This is a genomic window from Marimonas lutisalis, from assembly GCF_005434965.1.
In the GTDB taxonomy this organism is placed as follows: Bacteria; Pseudomonadota; Alphaproteobacteria; order Rhodobacterales; family Rhodobacteraceae; genus Marimonas_A; species Marimonas_A lutisalis.
Genome location: NZ_SKCI01000001.1, coordinates 367,202 through 392,781, shown reverse-complemented (window position 1 = coordinate 392,781; position 25,580 = coordinate 367,202). Strand labels below are relative to the sequence as shown.

26 protein-coding genes and 1 pseudogene are annotated in these 25,580 nt (G+C 64.9%); 13 read left to right on the top strand and 14 right to left on the bottom strand.

The annotated features are described in order from the left end of the window. Positions 1 to 17: 17 nt before the first annotated feature. Both lpdA and E0501_RS01940 read left to right on the top strand, forming a co-directional pair. Positions 18 to 1,406 carry a dihydrolipoyl dehydrogenase gene (gene lpdA, locus E0501_RS01945; protein WP_137699663.1) on the top strand — a complete coding sequence of 463 codons (1,389 nt, stop codon included), beginning with the start codon at positions 18 to 20 and terminating at the stop codon, positions 1,404 to 1,406. A 138-nt stretch (positions 1,407 to 1,544) separates the two neighbouring features. After that, positions 1,545 to 2,189, top strand: coding sequence for a hypothetical protein (locus E0501_RS01940; RefSeq protein ID WP_137699662.1), 645 nt, complete (start codon positions 1,545 to 1,547; stop codon positions 2,187 to 2,189). Between the two features lie 6 nt (positions 2,190 to 2,195). On the opposite strand, the gene E0501_RS01935 is transcribed toward E0501_RS01940, so the two are convergent. Genes E0501_RS01935 through E0501_RS01920 form a run of 4 tightly spaced genes read right to left on the bottom strand, consistent with a single transcriptional unit; the run spans position 2,196 to position 5,107 of the window. Next, positions 2,196 to 2,810: a pyridoxamine 5'-phosphate oxidase family protein gene (locus E0501_RS01935; protein WP_137699661.1), complete on the bottom strand. Its 615-nt coding sequence runs from the start codon at positions 2,808 to 2,810 to the stop codon at positions 2,196 to 2,198. Next, positions 2,776 to 3,528, bottom strand: a complete 753-nt coding sequence (locus E0501_RS01930; protein WP_137699660.1) for a lysophospholipid acyltransferase family protein — start codon at positions 3,526 to 3,528, stop codon at positions 2,776 to 2,778. Before E0501_RS01930 ends, E0501_RS01935 begins: the two co-directional genes overlap by 35 nt. Next, positions 3,528 to 4,412: a cell division protein FtsX gene (locus E0501_RS01925; protein WP_137700812.1), complete on the bottom strand. Its 885-nt coding sequence runs from the start codon at positions 4,410 to 4,412 to the stop codon at positions 3,528 to 3,530. Before E0501_RS01925 ends, E0501_RS01930 begins: the two co-directional genes overlap by 1 nt. 17 nt (positions 4,413 to 4,429) lie before the next feature. Further along, the gene (locus E0501_RS01920; protein ID WP_137699659.1) at positions 4,430 to 5,107 is read right to left on the bottom strand and encodes a cell division ATP-binding protein FtsE; all 678 of its coding nucleotides are present in this window, start codon (positions 5,105 to 5,107) and stop codon (positions 4,430 to 4,432) included. A gap of 183 nt (positions 5,108 to 5,290) precedes the next feature. Here E0501_RS01920 and E0501_RS01915 point away from each other — a divergent pair, with 183 nt between their 5' ends. Next, entirely contained in the window at positions 5,291 to 6,373 is a 1,083-nt protein-coding gene (locus E0501_RS01915; protein WP_137699658.1) for a zinc-ribbon domain-containing protein, read from the top strand. Between the two features lie 47 nt (positions 6,374 to 6,420). Here the strand turns inward: E0501_RS01915 and E0501_RS01910 are convergent, their stop codons facing one another. From E0501_RS01910 to argH, 4 genes are all read right to left on the bottom strand, one after another. After that, positions 6,421 to 9,057, bottom strand: a complete 2,637-nt coding sequence (locus E0501_RS01910; RefSeq protein ID WP_137699657.1) for a TIGR02302 family protein — start codon at positions 9,055 to 9,057, stop codon at positions 6,421 to 6,423. A gap of 31 nt (positions 9,058 to 9,088) precedes the next feature. Continuing rightward, positions 9,089 to 10,354, bottom strand: coding sequence for a diaminopimelate decarboxylase (lysA, locus tag E0501_RS01905; RefSeq protein WP_137699656.1), 1,266 nt, complete (start codon positions 10,352 to 10,354; stop codon positions 9,089 to 9,091). A 100-nt stretch (positions 10,355 to 10,454) separates the two neighbouring features. Continuing rightward, entirely contained in the window at positions 10,455 to 10,622 is a 168-nt protein-coding gene (locus E0501_RS01900; RefSeq protein ID WP_137699655.1) for an argininosuccinate lyase, read from the bottom strand. After that, positions 10,619 to 12,025: an argininosuccinate lyase gene (gene argH / locus E0501_RS01895; RefSeq protein ID WP_137699654.1), complete on the bottom strand. Its 1,407-nt coding sequence runs from the start codon at positions 12,023 to 12,025 to the stop codon at positions 10,619 to 10,621. Before argH ends, E0501_RS01900 begins: the two co-directional genes overlap by 4 nt. Positions 12,026 to 12,052: 27 nt before the next feature. Between argH and E0501_RS01890 the strand changes: the two genes are divergently transcribed. From E0501_RS01890 to E0501_RS01870, 5 genes are all read left to right on the top strand, one after another. Next, positions 12,053 to 12,661, top strand: a complete 609-nt coding sequence (locus E0501_RS01890) for a TlpA disulfide reductase family protein (protein WP_137699653.1) — start codon at positions 12,053 to 12,055, stop codon at positions 12,659 to 12,661. Between the two features lie 441 nt (positions 12,662 to 13,102). Then, entirely contained in the window at positions 13,103 to 13,309 is a 207-nt protein-coding gene (locus tag E0501_RS01885; protein WP_137699652.1) for a hypothetical protein, read from the top strand. 112 nt (positions 13,310 to 13,421) lie between these two features. Continuing rightward, on the top strand, positions 13,422 to 14,813 hold the full coding sequence (locus E0501_RS01880) for a VWA domain-containing protein (RefSeq protein ID WP_161594529.1): 1,392 nt from the start codon (positions 13,422 to 13,424) through the stop codon (positions 14,811 to 14,813). A gap of 104 nt (positions 14,814 to 14,917) precedes the next feature. Beyond that, positions 14,918 to 15,310, top strand: a complete 393-nt coding sequence (locus E0501_RS01875; protein ID WP_137699650.1) for a hypothetical protein — start codon at positions 14,918 to 14,920, stop codon at positions 15,308 to 15,310. Next, positions 15,307 to 16,236 (top strand): sterol desaturase family protein, encoded by a 930-nt coding sequence (locus E0501_RS01870; RefSeq protein ID WP_137699649.1) that lies wholly within the window; start codon positions 15,307 to 15,309, stop codon positions 16,234 to 16,236. Before E0501_RS01875 ends, E0501_RS01870 begins: the two co-directional genes overlap by 4 nt. A gap of 151 nt (positions 16,237 to 16,387) precedes the next feature. On the opposite strand, the gene E0501_RS01865 is transcribed toward E0501_RS01870, so the two are convergent. Beyond that, positions 16,388 to 18,016 carry a SulP family inorganic anion transporter gene (locus E0501_RS01865; protein ID WP_137699648.1) on the bottom strand — a complete coding sequence of 543 codons (1,629 nt, stop codon included), beginning with the start codon at positions 18,014 to 18,016 and terminating at the stop codon, positions 16,388 to 16,390. Positions 18,017 to 18,243: 227 nt separating this feature from the next. Here E0501_RS01865 and E0501_RS01860 point away from each other — a divergent pair, with 227 nt between their 5' ends. Continuing rightward, a complete protein-coding gene (locus E0501_RS01860) occupies positions 18,244 to 19,413 on the top strand; it encodes a WD40 repeat domain-containing protein (RefSeq protein ID WP_137699647.1) in 1,170 nt (389 codons plus the stop codon). A gap of 121 nt (positions 19,414 to 19,534) precedes the next feature. Continuing rightward, positions 19,535 to 20,410, top strand: coding sequence for an S-methyl-5'-thioadenosine phosphorylase (locus E0501_RS01855; protein ID WP_137699646.1), 876 nt, complete (start codon positions 19,535 to 19,537; stop codon positions 20,408 to 20,410). Positions 20,411 to 20,426: 16 nt separating this feature from the next. Here the strand turns inward: E0501_RS01855 and E0501_RS01850 are convergent, their stop codons facing one another. After that, positions 20,427 to 20,903: a rhodanese-like domain-containing protein gene (locus E0501_RS01850; RefSeq protein ID WP_137699645.1), complete on the bottom strand. Its 477-nt coding sequence runs from the start codon at positions 20,901 to 20,903 to the stop codon at positions 20,427 to 20,429. 229 nt (positions 20,904 to 21,132) lie between these two features. Next, positions 21,133 to 21,789 carry a hypothetical protein gene (locus E0501_RS01845; RefSeq protein ID WP_137699644.1) on the bottom strand — a complete coding sequence of 219 codons (657 nt, stop codon included), beginning with the start codon at positions 21,787 to 21,789 and terminating at the stop codon, positions 21,133 to 21,135. A gap of 160 nt (positions 21,790 to 21,949) precedes the next feature. On the opposite strand from E0501_RS01845, the gene E0501_RS01840 reads away from it, so the two are divergent. Beyond that, entirely contained in the window at positions 21,950 to 22,582 is a 633-nt protein-coding gene (locus E0501_RS01840; protein ID WP_137699643.1) for a LysE family translocator, read from the top strand. 8 nt (positions 22,583 to 22,590) lie between these two features. Further along, positions 22,591 to 23,121 (top strand): adenine phosphoribosyltransferase, encoded by a 531-nt coding sequence (locus E0501_RS01835; RefSeq protein WP_137699642.1) that lies wholly within the window; start codon positions 22,591 to 22,593, stop codon positions 23,119 to 23,121. A gap of 141 nt (positions 23,122 to 23,262) precedes the next feature. Here the strand turns inward: E0501_RS01835 and E0501_RS01830 are convergent, their stop codons facing one another. The 3 genes and pseudogenes from E0501_RS01830 to E0501_RS01820 all read right to left on the bottom strand — a co-directional run bounded on the left by E0501_RS01830 (position 23,263) and on the right by E0501_RS01820 (position 24,697). Further along, complete coding sequence (locus tag E0501_RS01830) at positions 23,263 to 23,931, bottom strand: DUF6629 family protein (protein WP_137699641.1); 669 nt, start codon at positions 23,929 to 23,931, stop codon at positions 23,263 to 23,265. A gap of 95 nt (positions 23,932 to 24,026) precedes the next feature. Beyond that, positions 24,027 to 24,257: pseudogene (locus E0501_RS01825) on the bottom strand (metallopeptidase TldD-related protein); the annotation flags it as partial. A 119-nt stretch (positions 24,258 to 24,376) separates the two neighbouring features. After that, positions 24,377 to 24,697: a 2TM domain-containing protein gene (locus E0501_RS01820; RefSeq protein WP_137699640.1), complete on the bottom strand. Its 321-nt coding sequence runs from the start codon at positions 24,695 to 24,697 to the stop codon at positions 24,377 to 24,379. A 24-nt stretch (positions 24,698 to 24,721) separates the two neighbouring features. Here E0501_RS01820 and E0501_RS01815 point away from each other — a divergent pair, with 24 nt between their 5' ends. Continuing rightward, positions 24,722 to 25,570: a nitroreductase family protein gene (locus E0501_RS01815; protein WP_161594527.1), complete on the top strand. Its 849-nt coding sequence runs from the start codon at positions 24,722 to 24,724 to the stop codon at positions 25,568 to 25,570. The last annotated feature ends 10 nt before the right edge of the window (positions 25,571 to 25,580 follow it).

Genomic DNA, 25,580 nt, shown 5'->3' with positions numbered 1-25,580 from the left:
AGCAAAGGACCGAACCCATGGCCCAATATGACGTGATCATCATCGGCGCCGGCCCCGGCGGCTATGTCTGCGCCATCCGCTGCGCCCAGCTGGGGCTCAAGACCGCCGTGGTCGAGGGCCGCGAGGCGCTGGGCGGCACCTGCCTCAACGTGGGCTGCATCCCCTCGAAGGCGCTCTTGCACGCCTCCCACATGCTGCACGAAGCCGAGCACAATTTCGCGGCCATGGGGCTCAAGGGCAAATCGCCTTCGGTCGACTGGAAACAGATGCTCGCCTACAAGGACGAAACCATCGAGCAGAACACCGGCGGCGTGGAATTCCTGTTCAAGAAGAACAAGATCGACTGGATCAGGGGCTGGGCCACGATCCCCGCGCCGGGCAAGGTGCAGGTGGGCGACGACACCCATGAGGCCAAAAACATCGTCATCGCCTCCGGCTCGGAACCCGCCAGCATTCCCGGCGTCGAAATCGACGAAAACACCGTGGTCAGCTCGACCGGCGCGCTGGAACTGCCGAAGGTGCCGAAGAAACTGGTGGTGATCGGCGCCGGCGTGATCGGGCTGGAACTGGGCAGCGTCTATGCCCGGCTGGGATCGGACGTGACCGTGCTGGAATACATGGACGCGATCTGTCCCGGCATGGATGCTGACGTGCAGCGCACGTTCAAGCGCATCCTCGACAAGCAGGGGCTGGAAATCATCACCGGCGCCGCGGTCAAGGGCACCGAGGCGCTCAAGACCAAGGCCAAGGTGACCTACGCGCCGAAAAAGGGCGGCGACGACGTGACCATCGACGCCGATATCGTGCTGGTGGCCACCGGCCGCAAACCCTATTCCGACGGCCTGGGCCTGGATGCGCTGGGCGTGAAGATAACCGAGCGCGGCCAGGTCGCCGTCGATGACAACTGGAAAACCAGCGTTGACGGCATCTATGCGATCGGTGATGTCACCCCCGGCCCGATGCTGGCGCACAAGGCCGAGGACGAGGGCATGGCCGTGGCCGAGGTGCTGGCCGGCCGTCATGGCCACGTCAATTACGGCGTCATCCCCGGCGTCGTCTACACCGCCCCCGAGGTGGCCACCGTCGGCCAGACCGAGGCCGAGCTGAAAGAAGCGGGCCTGAAGCCCAAGATCGGCAAGTTCATGTTCAAGGGCAACGCGCGGGCCAAGGCGGTTTTCCAGAGCGACGGCTTCGTCAAGATCATCGCCCATCCCGAGACCGACCGCATCCTGGGTGCGGCGATCATCGGGCCTGCGGCGGGCGACATGATCCACGAAATCTGCGTGGCGATGGAGTTCGGTGCCTCGGCGCAGGACCTGGCGCTGACCTGCCACGCCCACCCGACTTATTCCGAGGCGGTGCGCGAGGCGGCACTTGCCTGCGGGGACGGTCCGATTCACAGCTGATCGGGCCTTTGCCGGACGGGCACAACACCTTGCGCGGCACGTCCGACGCGCAAGGTGTGCAGGCACGCGGGCCACGCGACCCAAGGGCAGGTGATCCCGATCAAAGACAGGGTGCGATTCAGCCGCTAGTCAAAATGCATGAGCATGCATGACACACGCTTTCCACAGATCGCCCTGCCCGCCCTGCTGCGGATCGTGGGGCTGATCGGGGCGACCCTGGGGTTGTCCGGTGTGGCCCTGGCGACGCTGGTTTACGCCGCGGGCCACGACTTTTCGATCTTCAATACCTATCTCAGCGACATCGGCAACACGCCGAAATGGCCGATGGTGCTGTTCAACACGATGATGCTGATGGCCGCGCCGGTGCGCTACGCCTTTCTGGTTCTCCTGGTCCTGAGCTTTGCGGCCATGGGCGGCGGCAGGGTGATGAGCACCGCGCTGCTCGTTATCGGCGTGCCCGTGGTCTTGGGCAGCGCCGGTATGTCGGCCTTTCCCGCCTCGTCCGACCTCGCGTTGCACGAAGGCTCGGCGATGCTTTACTTCTTTGGCACGGTTGTCCTGCAAACCCTGATCGGGGTTCAGGAAATCCGTCTGCGCCTGCCCTGGCCTCTGGCCATCACGAGCCTGTCGGTGGTGGTCATCTACCTCGTCTTCGCCGTGCTGCTGTCGATGGTGGGGAAGGCGGGCGTCACCCGCTCTACCCCGGTGATCTGGGAGTGGGCGGCTTTTGTCTCGCTCATGGTCTGGCTGATCGTGCACAGCGCCATCCTCGGACGGCGCTGAGCGCCGTCACCACAGCGTCTGTTTCGCCCGGTCCGGATAGGTCGCATCCCACTCCTGTGCGGCGATGTCACCCTCGGTCATCTCGGCGAGGATCTGGCCCAGCGTCGGAAGATCGGCGCTGTCGTCGCGCCCCCACAGACCCGCGCGGATCAGCGATTTGGGACATTGCGAATAGATCTCGGCGATCTCGATCCCGATCACCGTGGCGGGCTGGCGGCCTTTCTGCTCGAACCGCGCGCGCAGCGCTTTGTCATCACTCAGCCAGGCCCGGCCGTTCACACGCACCACGGTGTTTTCCCCGGGCACCATGAACATCAGCGCAATACGCCCATCGCGCACGATATTGCGCAGGCTGTCCAGACGGTTGTTGCCGCGCCAGTCGGGCATCAGAAGCGTCGTGTCATCGAGTTCCTGCACCACGGGCCCGTCATCGCCGCGCGGACTGCCATCGGCGCCTTCGGGACCCACGGTCGAGACGATGCAGAACCGCGAGGCCATGATCCACTGGCGGTAAAGCGGGGTCAGGCGGCGCGCCACCTTCCGCAGGGCCGGCGCACCGGGCTCTCCGTAAAGGGCGTGCAGCTCTTCAAGACTGCTCAACTTTCGGTAGTTCCCCGTCATATCCGGCCTCCCTCATCAGCGCGTTCGAGCCGGTTTCGATCTCGTATTCCAGGTAGCCCATGAAATCGTTCTGGCCCTGGCCCGGTTCGATCCGCGGCAGGAAGTCCACCACCGCCCGGCCCGGTTTGCGCAGCATCGTGCCCTTGGGCCAGAAAAGCCCCGCATTGGTCGCCGTCGGCACGCAGGGCTGCGCCAGCTGGTCGTAAAGAACGTAGGAACCCACCTTGAACGGCCTGTATTCCCCCGGCTTCACCCGTGTGCCCTGCGGATAGATCACGAGCTGCCCCGGCGCCACGCGGCCCGATTTCACATCGGCCATCATCCGCTTGATCGCCGCGCCGCGCTTGCCGCGCGCCACCGGCACGCAGCCCAGCCGCCAGGCGTAGAGCCCGATGATCGGCGTCCACAGCAATTCGCGCTTCATGATGAAACGCGGGCGCGGGACGGCCTGGAAGATGATGATGATATCGAGGAACGACTGGTGCTTGGCCACCACCAGGCATTCTTCATCCGGCACCTCGCCGCGCACCTCCCAGGTGATGCCGACCAGCGCCCAGGCGGTGAAGCGCACCCAGTAGGTATAGGCCTTGCAAGCCGCCAGCGCGCCATTGGGCGACAGCGCCGCCCAGGGCAGGAACACGATGCCCATGAGCAGCATCATCACCGCGTTCGCCACCACGAAGAGGATCGACATGATCCAGCGCCATGCCAGAACCATCAGCTCAGCTCCCTCAATGTGCGCCGCGCCGCGGCCTGGGTGGCGACAAAGCCGACCACAGCCGCCAGCGGCGGGATGATCAGCGGCCAGAGCCAGCCCGGCCCGGTAAAGCCCAGTCCTGTCAGGAAGCCGCCCTCGGCCTGAGCCGCGGGCAACAGCGCCACGGCGATGAGCCCCGCCAGCATTCCGATGCCCGCACCCGAAAGCGCGCGCAGGGTATAGCGGCGCACGAAGGCCTGCGCGATATAGCTGTCGCGCGCGCCCACCAGCCGCAGCACCGCGATCACCTGCGCATTCGCCGCCAGCGCCGCGTTGGCCGCCAGTGTGATCATCGCCGCCATTGCCGCGAAGATCAGCGCAATCGACGTCCACCCGAGCAACCGCAGCCGCGAGGCCGCCTCGACCAGTGGCCGCCGCCAGCGGGTGTGATCATCCAGCACCGCGCCCGGCACCTCGGCCTGAAGCCGCAGGCGCAGGCCCTGCGCATCGAACCCCGGATCGCCCTCGATCACCTCGATCAACTGCGGGATCGGCAGCGTGTCCACGGGCACGTCCGGCCCGAACCACGGCTCCAGCAGGGCGCGCTGCTCGTCATCGCTCAGCGCGCGGGCACTGGCCACGCCGGCGGTGGTCTCCAGCACGCGCAGCGCCGCGGCCGTCTGGTCTGCCATCTGCTCGGCCGGGGCCGAAATGCGCAACGTGGCCGAGCGCGCCAGCTCCTCGCCCCAGCGGTCGGCCAGCCGGCCGGCCGCGAGCGACAACGCCAGCGCGAAAACGGCCAGAAACGCCATGATCGCGGCGGTGATCACCGTCAACCGCGCGGTAAAGCCCGTGGGCGGCACCATCCGGTCGGCCTGCGGGTCGCCCACCAGCATCGACAGCATATCCGACGGCGTGAACTTCACAGGTCCGCCCCCGCCAGTTGCAGCTGCCGGTTGGCGATCCGCAGAACCCGCGCCTGCACCTGGGTTTTCGCCGCCCGGATCAGCGCGAGATCATGCGTGGCGATCATGATTGTCTTACCCATCTTGTTCAGCTCGACCAGCAGACGCAGCAGCCGTTGTGACATCTCCCAATCGACATTACCGGTGGGTTCGTCCGCCAGGATCACGTCGGGCGACATGATCACCGCGCGGGCCAGCGCCGCGCGCTGGCGTTCGCCCCCCGACAGCTCGGGCGGCAGCGCGTCGGCGCGCGACTTAAGCCCCACCCAGCTCAGCAATTCTTTGAGGTTGGCCAGCTCGTCTATCTTCGTGCGGCCCGACACGGTCAGCGGCAGAGCGACGTTGTCGGCCACCGGCAGGTGATCGAGAAACTGCACGTCCTGGTGCACCACCCCGACGCGCCGCCGCGCCATAGCGATGTCATCGCGGGTCATGCCGCGCACATCCCGATCGAACAGCCGCACATGTCCCGCCGTGGGAACAAGTGCACCATAACAAAGCTTCAGGAAAGTCGTCTTGCCCGAACCCGACGGCCCGGTCAGGAAATGGAACGAACCGGGCTGCATGTCGAACGTTATACCGCTCAACAGTTCTCCGCCGCCATAGCTGTAGGCCACGTTGTCCAGCTCGATCACGATTACCGCCCCTATCCCACGCGCCCTGTCGGCCCCCTTTTGCCCCAGCCGCGCGGCACTTTCAATCCGCCTCGCGGTGCGAAATTGGCACGGATGGCGCATTTTCTTTGCGTTTTCCGCGCGAAAGTTTACAAGATGTGGTAATGGATGAGGCATAAGCCGAAAATCGGCGACAGGTGAGATATGCGGTTGATCTGCCCGAATTGCGGGGCACAGTATGAGGTGCCCGACGACGTGATCCCGGAAACGGGACGCGACGTGCAATGCTCGAATTGCGGCGATACCTGGTTCCAGAAGCACCCCAGCCAGGATCAGGACCTGGCCGAGGATCTCGGCCAGCCGCTTGACGAGGCGCATTGGGAGGAAGACGACACCGGCTTCGGCGAGGAAGCGGAACCGGGGCCGGCACCCGAGTACGAACAGGAACCCGCACCGGAACCAGAACCCGAGTACGAACCAGTACCCGCACCGGAACCGGAACCCGAGCCCGAAGCGGAAGACATAGCCGAGGTGGAAGACGAACCCTGGGCCGAGGATACCGAGGACTGGCTGCCCGAAACCGAAACCTGGGACGAAGCCGAAACCGCCGAGTGGGACGAAGAAGAAGCCACCGCCGAGGAACAGCACCCCGAGCCGCAGCCGCGCCCTCTCGACCCCGAGCTGCGCGACGTTCTGCGCGAGGAAGCCGAGCGCGAACGCGAAGCCCGCGCCACCGAAGGTGCCGGCGGACTGGAAACCCAGCCCGATCTCGGGCTCGATGAACCCTCGGACGAGGCCAGCCGCCGAGAGCGTGAGGCCCGCCTGCGCATGGCGCGGATGCGTGGCCTGTCGGAAAAGGAGGCCCTGGCCGCAGCCGGGTTGTCACAGCTGGGTGCGAACAACTCGCGCCGCGACCTGCTGCCCGATATCGAGGAAATCAACTCGACCCTGCGCAAGGAATCCGAGCGCCAGCCAATCCCCGAGACTGACGAGGAAAGCCCCGCCGCTCCGGCACCGCAGAAATCGGGCTTTTCGCGCGGGTTTGCCTTTATCCTGCTGATCGTCGCGCTCTTGCTGGCGGTCTATGTCTTCGCGCCGCGCATCGCGGAGATGGTGCCGCAGCTGAAACCGACGCTTGATGCCTATATCGACATGGTCAACCGCGCCCGCCTGTGGCTGGACGGCCAGATCGCCGGGCTGCTGCAATGGCTTGATGGCATGACCTCCGAGGCGCCTGCGGGCGATGCCCCGGCACAACCCACCGAAGGCGCCACCAGCGGAAGCTGATCCCCGGTGCCTCGCGGATCGATCCGAAAATTGCCGGGTGAGCCGCTTCAGAACCGGTCCAGCAACCGCTTCAGGTAATCGAGTTCGATCGCGGGCCGTTCCGCATCGCCCGAGCGGCGGCGGATCTCGTCCAGCAGGTCACGGGCACGGCGGTAGACATCTTCGCCCTGCAACATTTCGTTTTCCACGCCCGGCGTGCCGCGCTGGTTGCGCCCCAGCGGGTCGGCCCGGTTGCGCCCGGCCAGCGCGTCGGGGTTCTGGCCCTGCTGCTGGCCCTGCTGGTTCTGGCGCTGTTCCTGCGCCATCTGTTCGCCCAGTTCACGCATGCCTTCGCGCAGGTTCTCGATTGCCTCGGCCTGACGGTCGATCGCCTCGGCAAGATCATCTTGGCGCAGCGCCTCTTCGGCGCCATCCATGGCGCGCCCGGCGCGGTCCAGTGCCTCACGCGCGGCATCACCGCCCGGGGTGCCCGCGCCGGGCAGCGCGCCGCGCTGCTGTTCCAGCTGGCGGCGCAGCTGGTTCTGGCGCTCGGCCAGCGACTGGCCCAGATCCTGTGGCTCGCCGCTCTGGCCCGGGCGCGGCCCGCTCTGCTGGCCCTGGCCCTGCCCAGGCTCACCGGCCTGGCCTTCGCCCTGCCCCTGGCCCTGGCCTTCGTGGCTCTGCCCGCGCCCCTGCCCGCCCGAGCGGCCTTCGTTACCCTGGCTTTCGCCGGCATTGGCGCCGGGGTTGAACTGTTCCTGCAGGTCGCGGAAGGCCTGATCGCTCAGCCCCTGCTGCTGGCGCAGCGTATCGGCCAGCCCCTCCATCGCCTGCTGTCCCGGCGACTGGCCCTGCCCGCCCTGGCCCTGCGTCACGCGCATGTTTTCCATCATCCGCTGGAATTCCTCTAGCGCCTGCTGGGCCTCGGCCATGCGGCCCTGCTCCATCAGCTCCTGGATGCGATCCATCATGCGCTGCAGGTCGTCCTGCGTCATCATCATGGTGTTCTCGTCAGGCTGGCCCTGGTCGGGCCGGTCGGTGCCGTCGCCCTGGTTCTGCTGGGCAAACTCGCGCTGCAGCTGTTCCATGTAATCGCGCGTGGCGTCGCGCAACTCATCCATCAACCGGGCAATCTCGGCATCCGAGGCGCCGTTCTTCATCGCCTCGCTCAGCCGCTCCTGCGCCTGTCGCATCCGCTCCAGCGCATCGGCCAGCGTGCCCTCTTCCAGCTTCAGGGCCAGGTCCCACAGCGCCTCGGCGATCTCGGCCTGGGCCTCGTCACTCATGCCATAGGCCGCCGTTGCCTCGATCCGCCGCAGGATGAAGCGCAGCCGCAGGTAATCGGTCTCGTGGTCGAAAAGCCCCTCTTCGGGCTGGTAGGACACCGCGCGCAGCACCTGCGCCACGCGGCCCGCATTGTCACGCGTCCACAGCAGGTCGCGGCGCATCTCGATCACCGCCGCTGCCATCGGATCGAAGAAATGCCGCGCCGCCAGCTCGGTTTCGATCACCGGGCTGGTGCCGGTATTGCCCGCCGCGTCCTCGGCGATCAGTTCGATCTTCACCGGCATGTTGGCCCAAGCGTGCTCACTAAAATCCTCAATCAGCACTTCCTCGAAATCCTCGCGCCCACGCGCCACCGGCATCGGCAGGTCAACCTCGATCGCCGCGCGCGGCTCGGGCTTGGCCGCCAGGCCATAGCGGCGGTCCAGCCGGGCCATATCCAGAGTGATCCGTGCCCGCCCGGCGATCACCTCGTAATCGTCGCGTGCGGCAAAGGGCATGGTGAAGGCCCCGATGGCGCTGGTTTCCGCCGGCCCGGTCGCCTCGATCTCGGGCGCGGCATCGGGGATCAGGGCGACCTCCCAGGCACGCCCTCCCTCGCCTTCGATGGCCAGGCGGCCCGATTGCGCCAGCGTGAAATCCTGCACCGGTTCGGATGGATTTTCCGGCGCCACTGGCCGGTTTGAAACCTCCTCGGTCACGCGCAAGGCCCCGGCCTCGCCGTAAAGGCGCAATGTCACCCGGCTGCCTTGCGGGGCGCGCAACTCGCCTTCGTCGAAATCATTAAGATAGAGAACCGGCAGGCCGGTATAGGCGGGCGGTTCCACCCAGCCTTCCCAAGACGGACCTGCGGCAGCTTGTGCGGCTCCCGCGCCCGGCGCCATGCCGCCTACGCTGCCCACCCGCCAGAGCGAGCCGAAAAGCAGCGCCACCAAGAGAACCAGCATCGCCATGTAGCGCAGGCCAAACGGATCGCGCCGCGACACCCGCAGATCGGGCGCCGGTGCCCGCGCCTGGGCGGCACGTGCGCGCATCCGCGCCTGGTGCGCGGCCCAAACCGCGCGCGAGGCCTCGTCGCCCGCGCCGATGGCCTGGGAATCCAGCATGGTCTGGATCGGACGCCCTTCCATGGTGGCATCCAGCCGCGCCAGCGCCTCGTCCCGGTGGGGCCAGCGAAAGCGCAGCGCGCCGCGGATCAGGAAAAACAACGCCGCCAGGACCAGCGCCGCGCCGACCGCCCAGACGGTCTCAACCGCGACCAGATCCTGCAGACCCAGCATCAGAAGGCCCAGCGCCAGCATCACCACCGACCAGAACGGCCAGAACGCGCGCGTCGCACGCTCGGCCAGCAGGCCGGCATGGGTCAGGCCCAGCGGCCAGCGCAGGCCTTTCAGATCGGCATTTCGGGGCGACGTCGCGATAGCGGGGCTCCTAGGCAGGCGGGCTGCAGGGTTACAGCCATGCCGGGATGCTATCGCGATTCAGCATTTCCTCCAAGGTGGGTCTGGCCCGGATGACGGCGAATTGATCGCCCCGCACCAGCACCTCGGGGATCAGGGGGCGGGAATTGTATTCGCTGGCCATCACCGCGCCATAGGCGCCCGCGCTGCGAAACGCCACCATGTCCCCCGCCTCGACCGCCGCCATGTCGCGGCCGCGCGCGAAGGTATCGCCGGTTTCGCAGACCGGGCCGACGATATCGTATCGCGCACCTTCGGCGCCCGCATGGGGTTCCTTGACCGGCACGATATCGTGATGCGCGTCATACATCGCCGGGCGGATGAGATCGTTCATCGCGGCATCGAGGATCAGGAAATCGCGCCCTTCACCCGATTTCACATAGATCACCCCGGCCACCAGGATACCGGCATTCCCGGCCACCAGGCGGCCCGGCTCGATCTCGATCTCGCAGCCCAGGTGCCCCACGGTTTCCCTGATCAGCGCGCCGTAATCGCTGGGCAGCGGCGGCACTTCGTTCGAGCGGGTATAGGGAATGCCCAGCCCCCCGCCCAGATCCAGCCGGCGGATGTCGTGCCCGTCGGCGCGCAGCGCGTCGGTCAGCTCGGCCACCTTCTGGTAGGCCTGCCGGAACGGCTCCAGGTCGGTCAGCTGGCTGCCGATATGCACGTCGATGCCGACAACCTCCAGCCCCTCCATCGCGGCGGCCTGGCGGTAAACCTCACGCGCGCGGGCGATCGGGATACCGAACTTGTTCTCGCTTTTGCCCGTGGCGATCTTGGCATGGGTTTTGGCGTCCACGTCCGGATTCACCCGCACGGCGATCGGCGCCTTCACCCCCAGCTCCAGTGCCACCGCGTTCAGCGCTTCCATCTCGGGTTCGCTTTCCACGTTGAACTGGCGGATGCCGCCCTCCAGTGCCGTGCGCATTTCCGCGCGCGTCTTGCCGACGCCGGAAAAGACGATCCGCTCGCCCGGCACGCCGGCGGCGCGGGCGCGGGCGTATTCCCCGCCCGAAACCACGTCCATGCCTGCGCCCAGGCCGCCCAGCAGCTTGACGATGGCCAGGTTGCTTGCCGCCTTCATCGCGTAGCAGACCAGGTGTTCAGTGCCTTCCAGCGCCTCGTCGAAAAGGCGGTAATGGCGCTCAAGCGTCGCTGCCGAATAGCAATAGAACGGCGTGCCGACCTCGGCCGCGATCTCGGCGATGGCGACGTCCTCGGCGTAAAGCTCACCGTTGCGATACAGGAAATGATCCATGCGCGGCCCCTTTCATCCGACCCGCGACATAGCCAAACCGCGCGCCCAAGAAAAGCGCCCTTGCCTCAACTTGTGAAAAATTCCCTGCGTGCCGTGCGGCTCAGGGCTTTACGCCCATACCGGCCGGCCCGCGCACGGCCCCGAAGGTGGCGCTGCCCGACACCTTGACCGAAGTCTTGCCGCCACCTTCCTCAGGGGCCTCGGGTTCCCCATCCGCACCGCATGCCGCAACCAGCGCCATCAGCATAAGACCTGCAATCGCTCTCATTTCAGCACCTCTTTCCAGCGCGCGATCTGTTCACGCACCCGCAGCGGCGCCGTGCCGCCATACGAAGTGCGCGACGCCACCGAGTTCTGCACGCCCAGCACACCGAACACGTCGCCGGTGATCGCGCCATGCACCGATTGCATATCCTCAAGGCTCAGGTCAGGCAAATCGCACCCGCGGGATTCCGCCATCGCGACCAGGCTGCCGGTCACGTGATGCGCGTCGCGGAAGGGCATGTTCAATGTCCGCACCAGCCAGTCGGCCAGGTCTGTCGCGGTTGAAAACCCGCTGCCGGCCGCGGCTTCAAGGCTTTCACGGTTGGCCGACATGTCGCGCACCATGCCCTCCATCGCCGCCAGCGCCAGCATCAGGTTGTCGGCGGCGTCGAACACCTGTTCCTTGTCTTCCTGCATGTCCTTGGAATAGGCCAGCGGCAGCCCCTTCATCACCGTCATCAGGGCCACGTTGGCCCCGAAGATGCGGCCGATCTTGGCCCGGATCAGTTCGGCGGCATCGGGGTTCTTCTTCTGCGGCATGATCGACGAGCCGGTCGAGAACCGATCCGACAGCGTGACAAAGCGGAACTGGGCGCTGGACCAGATCACCAGCTCTTCGGCGAAGCGGCTCAGATGCATCGCACAGATGCTGCTTGCCGCCAGGAATTCCAGCGCGAAATCCCGGTCGCTGACCGCATCGAGCGAATTGGCCGCCGGCCGGTCAAAGCCCAACGCCTTTGCCGTCATCTCGCGGTCGATCGGAAAGGACGTGCCGGCCAGCGCCGCGGCGCCCAGGGGGCTTTCGTTCATGCGTGCCCGCGCGTCCGAGAAGCGCGAACGGTCGCGGCCCAGCATCTCGACATAGGCCATCATGTGGTGGCCCCAGGTCACCGGCTGCGCGGTTTGCAAATGGGTAAAGCCGGGCATCACCCAGTCGGCGCCCGCTTCGGCCTGCTCCAGCAGCGCGGCAATCAGCGCCTCGATCCCGGCGATGGCCGCATCGATCTGGTCGCGGACCCACAATTTGAAATCCGTCGCCACCTGGTCGTTGCGGCTCCGCGCGGTGTGCAGCCGGCCCGCTGGCTCACCGATGATTTCCTTCAGCCGCGCCTCGACATTCATGTGAATGTCCTCCAGCGCGGTGGAAAATTCGAAACTGCCCGCCTCGATCTCTGACAAAACGGTGAGCAGCCCTTCCCTCATCGCCTCGGCATCACTATCACTCACGATGCCCGTGGCGGCCAGCATCGCCGCATGGGCCCTTGAGCCGGCAATGTCCTGTGCCGCCATCCGCTGGTCGAACCCGATCGAGGCGTTGATCGCCTCCATGATCGCGTCCGGCCCCGCGGCAAAGCGGCCGCCCCACATGGCATTGGAAGATTGGGCGTTCGAGGATTTATCGGTCATGTCATCTGGCCCATGGAAGGAATAAGAATGTCGCGTTCCGCGCTGATCTATACTGCCCTCGCCGCAATCGCAATTGCCGCCGTCGCCGTCTTTGCCTTGCGCGACCCGGCCCAGCCGATCCCGCCGGCGCTGGAAAACCGCACCGATCTGGAAGATCTGCGCGAAGGCAGCATGAAGAAACTGGCCTTCCATCCCGCGCCGAAACCCGCCGGCACCGCGGCCTATGACACTGCCGAGGGCGGCAAGGCCACGCTGGCCGATCACCAGGGGCGCTATGTTCTTTTGAATTTCTGGGCCACCTGGTGCGCGCCCTGCCGCAAGGAAATGCCGATGCTCGCCGCGCTGCAGGACGAGTTCGGCGGTGACCGCTTCGAAGTACTGACCATCGCCACGGGCCGCAACAATCCCGCGCAAATGCAGAAATTCTTTGACGAGATCGGCGTGACCAACCTGCCACTGCACCGCGACCCCTCTTCGGCACTGGCGCGCGAAATGGGCGTTCTGGGCCTGCCCGTCACGGTGATCCTCGCGCCGGATGGCACGGAAATCGCCCGCATGCTGGGCGATGCGGAATGGGATTCGGACAGTGCCAAGGCGATCATCCGCGCGGTGCTGGACGCCCAAGAACAGGGCTGACGCCGGGCCGGCGACACGGTCGGCGAGAAACGGCTCACTCCGTCGCCACCATGTGCTGAGATTCCGGCCAAAGGCACCGCCCGCAACCATAGCTCCCGCTGAGTGCGTTTGAATTTCCACATTTTTTTTGTGGCATTGTTCGCCAATTGTTTGGGGGGCTGTCTTCAGCCGGATAATTCTGTTTTTCGCCCGACCGGCTTTTTTTCGACCGCGCGTTCATTTCGATTCCGCTGGTGTGTTGGGCCCTGTGTCCGATAACGGACAACACGAACCCACCTGTCAAAACCGTCCCGCGCACTGGGCGGACAATCCTATTTTGAAAAGGAGTTCATCATGGCTAGCGTCGCATTTACCGTCGAAGGCCCGGTTGACACGATCGTAACCGTCACCGAGTTCATCAATCCGTAAACAGGTTTCAGCGAACTGCGGTTCGATGTCTCCGTGGATGAAAGCAGCGGCGTCCAGGCCCACCTACGCGGTCTCTTCTTCGATCTTGCCGATGACAGTCTTGCCAAAGACCTCACCGCCACTGGTGATGATGTCACTGGCCAGGATTTCTCCGCCAACAGCGTGTACGACCTGGGCAACGGCGCCAACATGAACGGCGTGTATACCAAGGGGGGGCAATGGTTTCGACGCCGGTGTTGAATTCGGCACGACACGCATCGGTGAAGACGACGATATCGACTCGACCAGCTTCCCCCTGTCGTCGTCCACCGGGGATCTCAATCTCGACATTCTCAGCGAAATGCGCTTCGGCGTGCGCCTGACATCAGTGGGCGAGGAAGGCTATCGCGACGACAGCCTGAAAATCGTCGGCGATGCGCCCTATATCAACCTGCCGCCCGATGCCTATGACGACGGCACCACCGCTGATGATCGCATCGTGGTCGAAAGCGACGACAGCATCAGCATCGATTTGCTCGCCAATGACGAAGACCGCGATGGCGCGCTCGATCCCGCCAGCCTGACCATCGTGACGAACGGCTCGCTGGGCACGGGCATCGTGAATGCCGGGCAGATCGACTATGCCGCCAATGACGTGGGCGACGATAGCACCGATGATTCCGGCGTCGATCAGATCAGCTACACCGTCGATGATACCGAAGGCGCCACCTCGAACGTTGCCACGGCGTATGTCCACGTGATCGACCCGCTGGTCGAAACCGACAGCGACAGCGCCGATGCCGCCAATGGACAGACCATCACCCTGTCGATGACCACCGAGGACCGCACCTATAACGACGAAAGCGAAGTCGCCGTGGCGATCAATTTCGGCGCGCTTGAACAGCATGACGTCAACGTCTCGTTCGTGATCGACGGTTCAGGCTCGATCACCCCGAGCGAATGGTCTGAACAAATCCAGGCGGTGCAGGACACCATTGACCTTCTGCGCAGCCAGTTCGACGGCACCGGAACTGACGTGGAAATACAGCTGGTAGAGTTCTGGGGCCTTGGCACCGGGAACCCCGCTCCCGACGCGATTCAGGCGACGTATTCTCTTTCCGACGGAGCACTCGATGACGTGACAACCGGCACACCGCTCACAACGCAAAGGCTCGGCGGGACCAACTACGAAGCAGGCCTGCGGATGGCCGAGGATTTCGTCGTGCCGCAAACCGGCGATGAAAACTACATGGTGTTCATCTCGGACGGTGAACCCAATCGCGCTTACCAGTTGGAAACCAATACGGTCACGATTGGGAGCAGCTCCGAGTCTAAATACATCGACGAAGTCCTCGCCATAGAGGGCGCCGGAACGTCGATTATTGCGATTGGTTTCGGCGGCGCCAACGTCGCCCGGCTGAAAGCGACCGACAATACGGGCGGTGCCGAGGTGTATGCTAACGCGTCGCAGCTGGGCACAGCGCTCGGGACATCACCGCTCTTCCCCGCCGACGTGATCGAGTTCTCGCTGACCGTGAATGGCGGCGCGTCCATCGCCGATGTCACCGACCTGGTGCCCACCGGCGGCGGCGATCTGGCCTATACCGGCGATCTGACCGGGCTCGACAACAGCCATGGCGCGACCAACACCGTGGTGGCGACGGCCGGCTTCGATGTCGATGGCGACGGCATCTTCGACGAATGCTGGGTGGCCGAAACCGTGATCGACGGCACCGACGGCTCGGACATCTTCCTCTGGGCCTGACCTGACATCGGCCTGACCTGACACCGGCCTGGCCCGCTTTCCGCTACGTCCCCTTTTGACAAGCGCCCCCCGCCCCCGGTTTAATCCGACGCCAGGGGGGAACAATGCCGCTGTCCATTCTCATACCCATGGTGGTGATCGGCATCGCGGGCATCGCGGTGCTGCTGCATCTCTTGGGCCTGTCGCGCCCGCGCCGCTTTGACGATGAGGCTGCGGCACGCGCGGCCTGGCTGCGCGAATTTCCCGCCAACCCACCTGCCCGCGTGATCCTCTGCCACGACCGCTCGGCCGCGCTGATCGAAACCGTGCAGGGCGCAGGCGTGGTCTGGCCAATGGGTGCCGACAGTACTGCGCGGCCCCTCGCCGGTGCGCGGATCGCGCCGGCTGCGGGCGGCATCATCATCCACCTGCCCGATTTCACCGCCCCGCGCATCCGCCTGCGGCTGGATGCGGACGAAGCCCGCCAATGGCTGAGCAAACTGGAGCAGACTGCATGACCGACCAGATCACATATCCGGACGTGGTGAATTTCGCCGTGCCGCTTTTCATCGCCGCGATCCTGATCGAACTGGCCTGGATCGTGACCAAGAAACGCGGCGGGCGCTATGAAACCCGCGATGCGCTGACCAGCCTGATCATGGGGGCCGGCAACGTCGCCTCGGGCATCGTACTGGGATTCGTCGCCTGGGGGTTCTTCATGGCCCTCTGGGCGATCACGCCGCTTGATCTGGGCACGGCGTGGTGGGTGGTGGTGCTCTGCTTCGTGCTCGACGACCTGCGCTATTACTGGGTGCACCGCTTCGGCCACCGCATCCGCTGGGTCTGGGCCAGCCATGTCAACCACCACTCCAGCCAGCATTACAACCTCACGACCGCGCTGCGCCAGACATGGACCGGCACCTTCACTTTCATGATGGTGGTGCGCGCGCCGCTGATCCTTCTGGGTTTTCACCCGGCGATGGTGCTCTTCGTCGGCGGGCTGAACCTGATCTACCAGTTCTGGATCCATACCGAGGCGATCGGGCGGATGCCGCGGTGGTTCGAATGGCTGATGAACACCCCCAGCCACCACCGCGTGCATCACGGCCGCAATGCGCGCTATCTCGATGCCAACTATGCGGGCGTGTTCATCATCTGGGACAGGCTCTTTGGCACCTTCGTACCCGAACAGGATGACGAAAAGGTCGATTACGGCCTCGTCCACAACCTGGGCACCTTCAACCCGCTGCGCGTGGCCTTCCATGAATGGCTCGCCATCTTCCGCGACATGGCCCAGCCGGGCCTCACCTTGCGGCAGCGCCTCGCCTATGCCGTGGCGCCCCCGGGCTGGAGCCATGACGGCAGCCGCCAGATGACACCCGAGATCAAGGCCGCCCATCTCGCACGTCATCCCGAGGATGCGGGCACGCCCGGCTTCGACTGAACCGTTTGCAGAATGCGTGCCTGCGGCACACTCTTTTCGGTACATTGGGGGTTCCACCCCCAAACCCCCGAGGTATTTCCGGTCAGATGAAGAACGGATTCCCGGCTTCATCTTGCGCAAAATACTCCCGTCGGAGGCGCCAGCGGGTGCGTCAGTGCCCGCCGAGAATACCGGTGCGCACCTGGTAATCGACGGCCAGCGCATAGTCCGGGTCGTCGTCGCTGTCGACGATCAGGTGGCCCGCCTTGGCCAGGAGCCGGTGGCAATCGCGGCTGAGATGGCGCAGCTGCAGGCGCTTGCCGGCGGCCTCGTATTTGCCCGCTACCGCCTCGATCGCCTGCAGCGCGGACTGGTCGACGACCCGGCTGTCGGCGAAATCGACGACGACTTCCTCGGGGTCGTTTTCCACGTCGAACAGCTCTGCAAAGCCATCGGACGATCCGAAGAACAGCGGCCCCTGCACGCGATAGACCTTGGTGCCGTTCTCCTGTTCGTAGATGTCGGCATGGATGCGCCGCGCGTTGTTCCAGGCATAGCTGAGCGCCGAGACGATCACGCCCACCACCACCGCGATGGCCAGGTCATAGGCGACGGTCACCACCGTCACCAGGAGCGTGACGAAGGCGTCGTTCAGCGGTACGCGCGCCAGGATTTTCAGCGAATGCCATGCGAAGGTGCCGATCACCACCATGAACATCACGCCCACCAAGGCCGCCAGCGGGATCTGCTCGATCAGCGGGCTGGCCACCAGGATGAACAGCAGGAGGAAAAGGGCCGCCGCCACACCCGCGATCCGCGTGCGTCCGCCGGATTTCACGTTAATCATCGACTGGCCGATCATCGCGCAGCCACCCATGCCACCGAAAAAACCGGTGACCACGTTGGCGGTGCCCTGGGCCAGGCATTCCTGGCTGGCGCCACCGCGCCGGCCGGTCATCTCGCCGACGAGGTTCAGTGTCAGCAGGCTCTCGATGAGGCCGATCGCGGCCAGGATCACCGCGTAGGGCAGGATGATCTCGAAGGTTTCCCAGTTCAGCGGCACCGCCGGAACGTGGAATGCAGGCAACCCGCCCTTGATCGAGGCCAGGTCGCCCACCCGAGGCACGTCGAGCCCCGTGGCGATCACCACACCCGCGACCACCGCGATACCCGCCAGCGGCGCCGGGATCAGGCGCGTGATGCGCGGCATCACCCAGATCACCGCCATGGTCAGCGCCACCAGCCCCAGCATCATCGCCAGCGGCCCGCCCGAAAGCCATTCGCCCCCCGACATGCCGTGGCCGGTGTTTTCCATGCTGCCCGGCACCTTGAACTGCGTGAGCTGCGCCAGGAAGATCACGATGGCCAGCCCGTTGACGAAGCCCAGCATCACAGGATGCGGGACCAGCCGGATGAACTTGCCCCAGTGCATCGCCCCCGCGATCAGCTGCAATATCCCCATCAGCACCACGGTGGCGAAAAGATATTCCACCCCGTGTTCGGCCACCAGCGCCACCATGACCACGGCGAGCGCGCCCGTCGCGCCCGAGATCATGCCGGGCCGCCCGCCCAGAAGCGCGGTGATGAGACCGACAAGGAAGGCCGCGTAAAGCCCCACCAGCGGATGCACGCCGGCGACGAAGGCGAAGGCCACCGCCTCGGGCACCAGCGCCAGCGCCACCGTCAGCCCCGACAGGATTTCGATCCTGAGCCGCGCAAGGCTGAACGCCTCGTCCGGCATAATTCGCAGATCGGGCATTTCGAAATGCTTGGCAAAGGTGGCCAGGAGGCTGGGTTTCATCGGGTCGTCCTGTTCGTGGTCGCGCGCGGGAAAGGGCGGCATAATCCACCGCGCGGCGTTTGACCACCGTTCAGGTCCGGGATGCTGCCTTGCGTCGCAGGCATGGCGCGCCGGGCCCGCCGGGTTCACCCTTTGCCGGGCTATCGCCACTGTTTTTCGCGAAAAGCGCCCAATTACTGCCCAACAGGCCTGCCATCCACGGCGAGACACGTCAGGAACGCATTTTCATGATCACCCGCGCCTTTGTCTTGTTTCTCACGCTTCTCGCCGGCCCCGCCGCCGCCGGGCAGCTGACGCTCGCGCAGGTCTTCACCGGGCCGGAACATGCCGCGTATTTCGGGTGGAAGATCGGCGTCGACGGGCCGCATGTGATGCTGTCGATGCAGGACTACGATGCCCTCGACAGCCGAAGGCACACCAGCCTCAGGCGCCCCGACATCGCCACCGGCGATCTTGGCGCCCCCGTGCGAAGCCACCCCGAATGGAACCGCAACCGGCTGTACGGCATCCCGTCGGATGGCGGCCGCACATTGCTTTGCGATGCTGCGCGCGACAGCCACGACACCCCGCAACGCAGCCTGCTGATCAATACCCGCACGGGCAAAGAGCTGGCCCGGTTTGAAAACCCCGTGCCCGAGGAACGCTGGCGCGACCGCTTTGCGCGCAGCTGCGCGCTCGGGGGTGACATGGCGGCCATCAGCTATTCCTGGACGGACCGCGAGACCCGGCGGCGCAAGACCGAGTTCCTGCTTTATGACACCGAAACCGGCGCCCTGCGCGACAGGCTGCGCACCCCCGACACCTATGGCGTGATCCTGTTCCGCCGGTCTATCGACATGGATTCACGCCATATCGCGGTGGGCACGACCGGCGTTGACATGAAGACGGGGTATTTCGGCCGCGTCGATCTTTACGACCGCGAAACGCGCACCCATTTGCGCAGTTTTCGTCGTCCGCCCAACGGGATACCCTATAACGACGGGGCCTTTGGCTATAATACGCTGCTCAGGGGCGATCATCTGATCGTAAGTGCCACCTATGACTCGGAGGTTGGGCGCGAAGGCGGCACCGTCTGGATTTTCGATATCGACAGCGGCGAGATCGTGCGGGAAATCACCTCCCCCCTGCGCGCAAAGAACAGCGAGTTCGGGATCGCGCTGGCGTTGTGGAACGGTCGGTTGCTGATCGGGCAGCCGGACGCCCGCGTCGAGGGTAAGCGGGATGCGGGCGCGGTCTGGGTCTTCGACGACGAGACGGGCGATCTGCTGCAGGGGTTGGTCGCGCCGGATATTTCATCCGGTGGCAGGTTCGGGGAGCGCCTCGCCGCGGGGCTGGCCGGGGTGCTGACGACCGATGCGCATTCCGGCGACGGCGGCGCGGTGTTTCTCTACCGCTGAACCCTGATCGTTTTCCGGCGTGACGATCAAATGATCGCCATGTGAGTTGCGCACACCCCATTGGGGTTGTGCCGCGCGTTTTCACCGGTTTATCTGGCTGCGAAAACCAAGCGAGGCCCACATGACCGACACCATCATCGCCGTGATCGGCGGCTCAGGCATCTATGACATCGACGGGCTGGACGGCGCGGAATGGGTTTCGGTCGAAACCCCCTGGGGCGCGCCAAGCGACCAGATCCTGACCGGCCGGCTGGACGGCGTGAAAATGGCCTTTCTGCCCCGGCACGGGCGCGGGCATGTGCATACGCCCTCCTCGGTGCCCTACCGCGCCAATATCGACGCGCTCAAGCGTCTGGGGGTGACAGACGTGATTTCCGTCTCGGCCTGCGGGTCTTTCCGCGAGGAAATGGCGCCAGGCGATTTCGTCGTTGTGGACCAGTTCATCGACCGCACCTTCGCCCGTGAAAAATCGTTCTTCGGCCCCGGGCTTGTGGCCCATGTGAGCGTGGCGCATCCCACCTGTCCGCGGCTTTCGGCGGCCTGTCTCGATGCCGGGCGCGCGGCGGGCATCACCATGCATGAAGGCGGCACATACCTGGCGATGGAAGGCCCGCAGTTTTCCACCCTGGCCGAGTCCAAGATGTATCGCGAGAACTGGGGCGCCAACGTGATCGGCATGACCAACATGCCCGAGGCCAAGCTCGCCCGCGAGGCCGAGCTCTGCTATGCTTCGATCGCCATGGTCACCGATTACGACAGCTGGCACCCCGAGCATGGCGAGGTGGATGTCACCGAAATCATTGCCACCTTGATGGGTAACGCCGACAAGGGCCGCGCCATGGTGCGCGGCCTGCCCGCGCGCCTCGGCGCCGAACGCCACCCCTGCCCGCATGGCTGCGACCGGGCGCTGGAATACGCCATCCTCACCGCGCCCGATGCGCGCGACCCGGCAATGATCGAGAAGCTGGACGCGGTGGCGGGGCGGGTGCTATCCTGACGAGTTCCTGACAGCCCTATCGCCGCGCCGGATCGGTCTGGTCGGGGCGGGGCTGCAATTCGATCAGGTCCACTGCGTCATCCCCGTCGAGCGCCGCGCCTTCCGCGTCGATCAACGGAAGATCGGCGTCGTTCCAGCCCTTGATGCCCAGCTTGACCGACCGGACGTCGGCAAAGCCCATCTGAATCAGCGTCTCGGCAGCAAAGGCCGAGCGGTTGCCCGACCGGCAGATGATGAGCACCGGCTTCTCGCGCGCCTCGACCAGCGCGGGCTCGGTTTCGGCATAGTCCCATTCCGCCGCGCTTTCGAGGATACCGCGCGGCACGTTGAGCGCGCCTTCGATGCGGGCGCGGGCAACCTCGTCACGCTCGCGGATATCGAGCAGGAGCGCGTCGGGGTGATCGGCCAGGAAATCCGGCACGTCCCAGGGCATTATTTCCTGCACGCGCGCGGCGGCTTCGGCGGCCAGCTGGCCATAGGTCTTCCGGGTCATCGCAAATCTCTCGCTCGGACTCAGCGTTTCAAACGCCTAGCTTCTGCAGATAAGGGCCGATGCGCGAACTGGGAATATGGCGGTTTGACGCCATGGCCCTTTGGCAGGCATGGGTCAACGCGCCTCTGAACATCCCGCTATCCTGATCGGGGCGCGCATATGGCCCGGGCGGGCCCGGGCGTTTGGCCTTCGCGTCACGCCCGGGCGCGGCGTGGCGGGGTCTGCGGGGCTATTTCAACGCCCAGTCCCGACGCAACAGCACGGCCCAGTTTTCGCGCGTGCGCAGCACGACCGGGATCGGCACCCGGTAATTGACCCGCATCACGCGTTTTTCATAGACTGGCAGGCCATACGTCTTATTGGTGCGCAGAGTTTCGTCCCACTCCTTGAAATGCAGATGATACTTGCCCTGCCGCTCGTGCACCGCGCAGGCGGCGTGTCGTCCGATCCCCGTCCGCAGGCAGAGACCATCCGGGCTGATCCCGACCAGGGTCAGCTCGCGCTGGCTCTCTTCGCCCCAGTAGTCCAGCGTCCAGGCCCAGGCCGGTCCCCGCAAGGCCTGGCCCATCGCCCATACAAGGAACACCATAAGGCCAAGATTGATGATCACGTGCCCGGCTTTCATCGGGATCGGCTCGGCCTGAACCGCGCGCAGGCGCAGGAACAGCCATACCAAGAACCCCGCATGAACGACGCCGAGCATGGTCAACGATTCCTCATGCCGGCCAAGACCGTCCGGGTTGAGGACGATCCCGCCGCCGCTGGAAAGCCCCAGAAGGCAGAACACGATCAGCACACCGAAATAAATGAGTATCAGGCGCGCGCCCCATCCAAGGGATGCATGCGGACTGCTCTGATCACCCGGGTCACTTGAAACATTCGTCATGCAGCCTGATTGCCCCGGAAATGTGGGTATTGTTGGACCCGCAATCGACGGCTTCGAGGCAATACTGCCAGCGCGGACCCATTCGCGAGTTGCGCAGCCGCGTCGCGCTGCTACTCTTCGGCCCGACGCGGCCCCGGCACGACGAGAGGACGGATACATAATGACAATCGAAACCTGGCTCGCCTTCTGCTTCGCCTCGACGGTCCTGCTGATGATCCCCGGCCCGACGATCCTTCTGGTCCTGTCCTATGCGCTCAGCCAGGGGCGCCGGGTGGCGGTGGCCTCGGCCACCGGGGTGGCGCTTGGGGATTTCATCGCCATGTCGGCTTCGCTCGCCGGGCTCGGCGCGCTGGTGCTGGCCTCGGCCACGGCCTTCACCGTGCTGAAATGGATCGGCGCGGCCTACCTCGTGTGGATGGGGGTCCGCCTGATCCGCTCGGCGCCACATGGCGGCATCGCCCTGCCCGACGCGCCCGAGGGCATCCGCGCCGTTGCGATCTTCTGGCACGCGGCGGCGGTGACCGCGCTCAACCCGAAATCCATCGCCTTCTTCATCGCCTTCGTGCCGCAGTTCATTCGCGCCGATCAGCCGCTGATCCCGCAATTCGCGATCCTGATCGCCACCTTCGTCACCCTTGCCGCGCTGAACGCGCTGGCCTATGCGCTTCTGGCCGACCGTCTGCGCGCCACCATCCAGCGGCCCGCGATCATCGCATGGCTCACGCGCCTGGGCGGGACGGCCCTTATCGGCATGGGGGTCATGACCGCCACGCTGCGCCGGGCAACTTCCTGAGGACACGCATGAAAACCGTCAAAGACTATATCCGCACCATCGTCGATTTCCCGCACGAAGGGATCATGTTCCGCGATGTCACCACGCTTTTCGCCGATCCGCGCGGCTTTCGCATGGCAATCGACCAGATGCTGCACCCTTACGCGGGCGTCCGCATCGACAAGGTCGTGGGCCTCGAGGCGCGCGGCTTCATCCTGGGCGGGGCGATCGCGCACCAGCTCTCGACCGGCTTCGTGCCGATCCGCAAAAAGGGCAAGCTGCCCGGCCCGGTCATCTCCGAGGAGTACACGCTGGAATACGGCGAGGCGGTTGTGGAAGTCCATGACGATGCGATCACGGCAGGCGAAAGGATTCTCGTGGTCGATGACCTGCTGGCCACCGGCGGCACCGCCGCGGCGGGCATCAAGCTGATCGAGCGGCTGGGCGGCGAGATCGTTGGCTGTTCCTTCATTATCGACCTGCCCGACCTGGGCGGGCGGGCAAAGCTCGAAGCGATGGGCATGGATGTCGAGGTGCTCTGCGAATTCGAGGGGCTGTAAGGGGTTTCGTAACCCTTCGCCACGATAACATGCGATGCCGGCTGGGATCCGGCGGCATGCTTGCACCGACCGAAAGGTCACCGGCCCGACTGGCCACTGGCGCCCCGTTCTGAATTTTCAGGACGGGGCGTTTTCGCGCGGTCAGGCAGCCACCCGGCGGGCATCCGCGTGGATGACGACCGCCAGGTAGGCCGACAGCACCGCCGCGAAGAAGCACCAGACGGAAATGAACGCATAGGCGAAAAACGCATAGGTCAGCAGAAGCGATACCAGGATCAGCCCGCCGAACACCTGGATGCGCCGATCCGTCGACAGAAAAAGCGCCGCAACCACGATCACCGCATAGAAAACGCGCAGGATGGCACGCGGGATGACGTCTTCGTAGATCAGCATGGTCCGGTATTCGAGCGAGCGCTGGATCACCTCGATCTTAAGGCCCTCCGTCGACAGGAACGCCGGCAGGAAGATCGACAACCCGTAAAGAAAGCCAATCACCGTCAGCACGCCCATGATCCGCTTGCGCCGCGGGTCGCTCTCGATCCGCCAGGCCGCAAAGGGCACCCAAGCCAGCCAGAAGAAATGCGAAAAGAACAGGAATCCGTGCGATCCCACGCTTACCATCGAAGCGTTGTCACCCTCGACCCCCAGCCAGACCAACCCTTCGAACGCTTGCTGGATGCCGAAGGCCAGAGGAAAGACGGCAAAGGGCAGCCAGGCGCGGTTGTGTCCCCTCGCCCGGGCCATCGCGTAGGCGCCCACGGGCACGAGCGCGCCGGCAAGCGTGAAACTGGCGGTCGCGGAAAAACACATGGCGCACTCCTTCTGGATCGTCGGACAGGCTGCCTGCAGACTGTCCGACACCAAAGCCAGGCGCATTGTTTCAGATCAAGAGCGCGCCCCCGGCGTCAGGCGCCCGTGGCCGAACCGCCCACCGTCAGCCCAACGATCAACATGGTGGACTGGCCCACGCCCACCGGCACCCATTGGTCGGCCTTGCCGCAAATGCCCATCCCGGGATCAAGCGCCGTGTCGTTGCCGAGCCCACGGATGTTCATCAACGCGGTCGCGCCATCGCCGATCAGCGTGGCGCCCTTCACCGGCGCACCCACCTTGCCATCCTTCACGCGATAGGCCTCAAGTCCATCGCGCAGCGTAGACGCCCGTCGGCTTTCATGCGCTCCCCGATGAAACGTGCAAATGATATCGGCCGCGCCTCATTGGCCTTTGCGCATTTCCTCTTCGATCATCTCTTCCGTCACTTGATTCCGGAAAACACGAAGACGAAAAACGCGTGCACGATCACGGCAAACCCCCAGCCAATCAGCGGCCATTTGGCCCACCAGTAGTCGGGTGAGGTCATATAGTTAATGAGCGCCAGCAAGATGTTCACGCCAAGAAACACCGACAGGTGCACGTAAAAACCGATCTTGGCCTCGACACGGTGTTTTGCCCGTTCGTAAGCTTCCTGTCTGTCCATAATACCTACTCCTGAATGTCGCATGCCAACGTCGCGCGCCGTTGCCATACCTGCTCGATCGGGCGTCGCCATAGCAATGATCGGCGTCAATGCACGCATGGATTGCGCGTGATAGGGACACTGATGGGCTGCACGAAAAGCTCCAGTCAGATGACAGGTGATGCGATGTCTACGACCCAAAACCCCCTCAAGGAGATGGAAAACCTCAAACCGAATGTTGTTCCGAAATACGAAAGGCCGAATGCGTCCTTCATGCAGACGGCCCTGCCCGGTTTCGACAAGACCGTGAAGGCGCGCCGCGCCATCAGGTTGTTCGACGGCACTCCGATAGCGGAAGAGATCATGCGCGACTGTCTGCGCCACGCAACCCTGGCGCCGAGTTCCTCCAACCTGGAATGCTATGAGCTGCATTGGGTCAGGGATGCGGCAAAGAAAGCGGAACTGGGCAAGCTTTGCCTCGGCCAGCCGGCGGCAACCACGGCAGGGGATATCGTCGTCGCCGTGTCCCGCGTGGACTTGTGGGAAAGCCACTTGCGGGAACTGACCCGGATCATGACGCATAACGGCGCCAAACCGCTTAAAGGGCCAGTTCGCGACTATTACGAAAGCACGGTTCCGATGCTGATGAAGACCGATCGGTTCGGCTTCAACAACTTCAAGCGCCGGATCATGTTCTGGCTGCGGAGTTTGAAGGAGCCCACGGTCAACGGGCCGGTGCGAAAGGCCGACTATCGCGTATACGGAACCCTCCAGGCCGCATTGGCCGCCCAGACCCTGATGCTGTCACTCGCCGCCCACGGCTATGAATCCTGCCCCATGGGCGGAATCGACAAACGCGGCATCGGCCGGCTTCTCGGATTGCCGAAATCGGCCGAGGTTACCATGGTCATAGCCGCGGGCAACGGCAAACCGGAAGGGCTGTACAGCACGAGGACCCGGCTGCCATATGAGGTCCTGATCAAGGAAGTCTGAGGTATCGGCG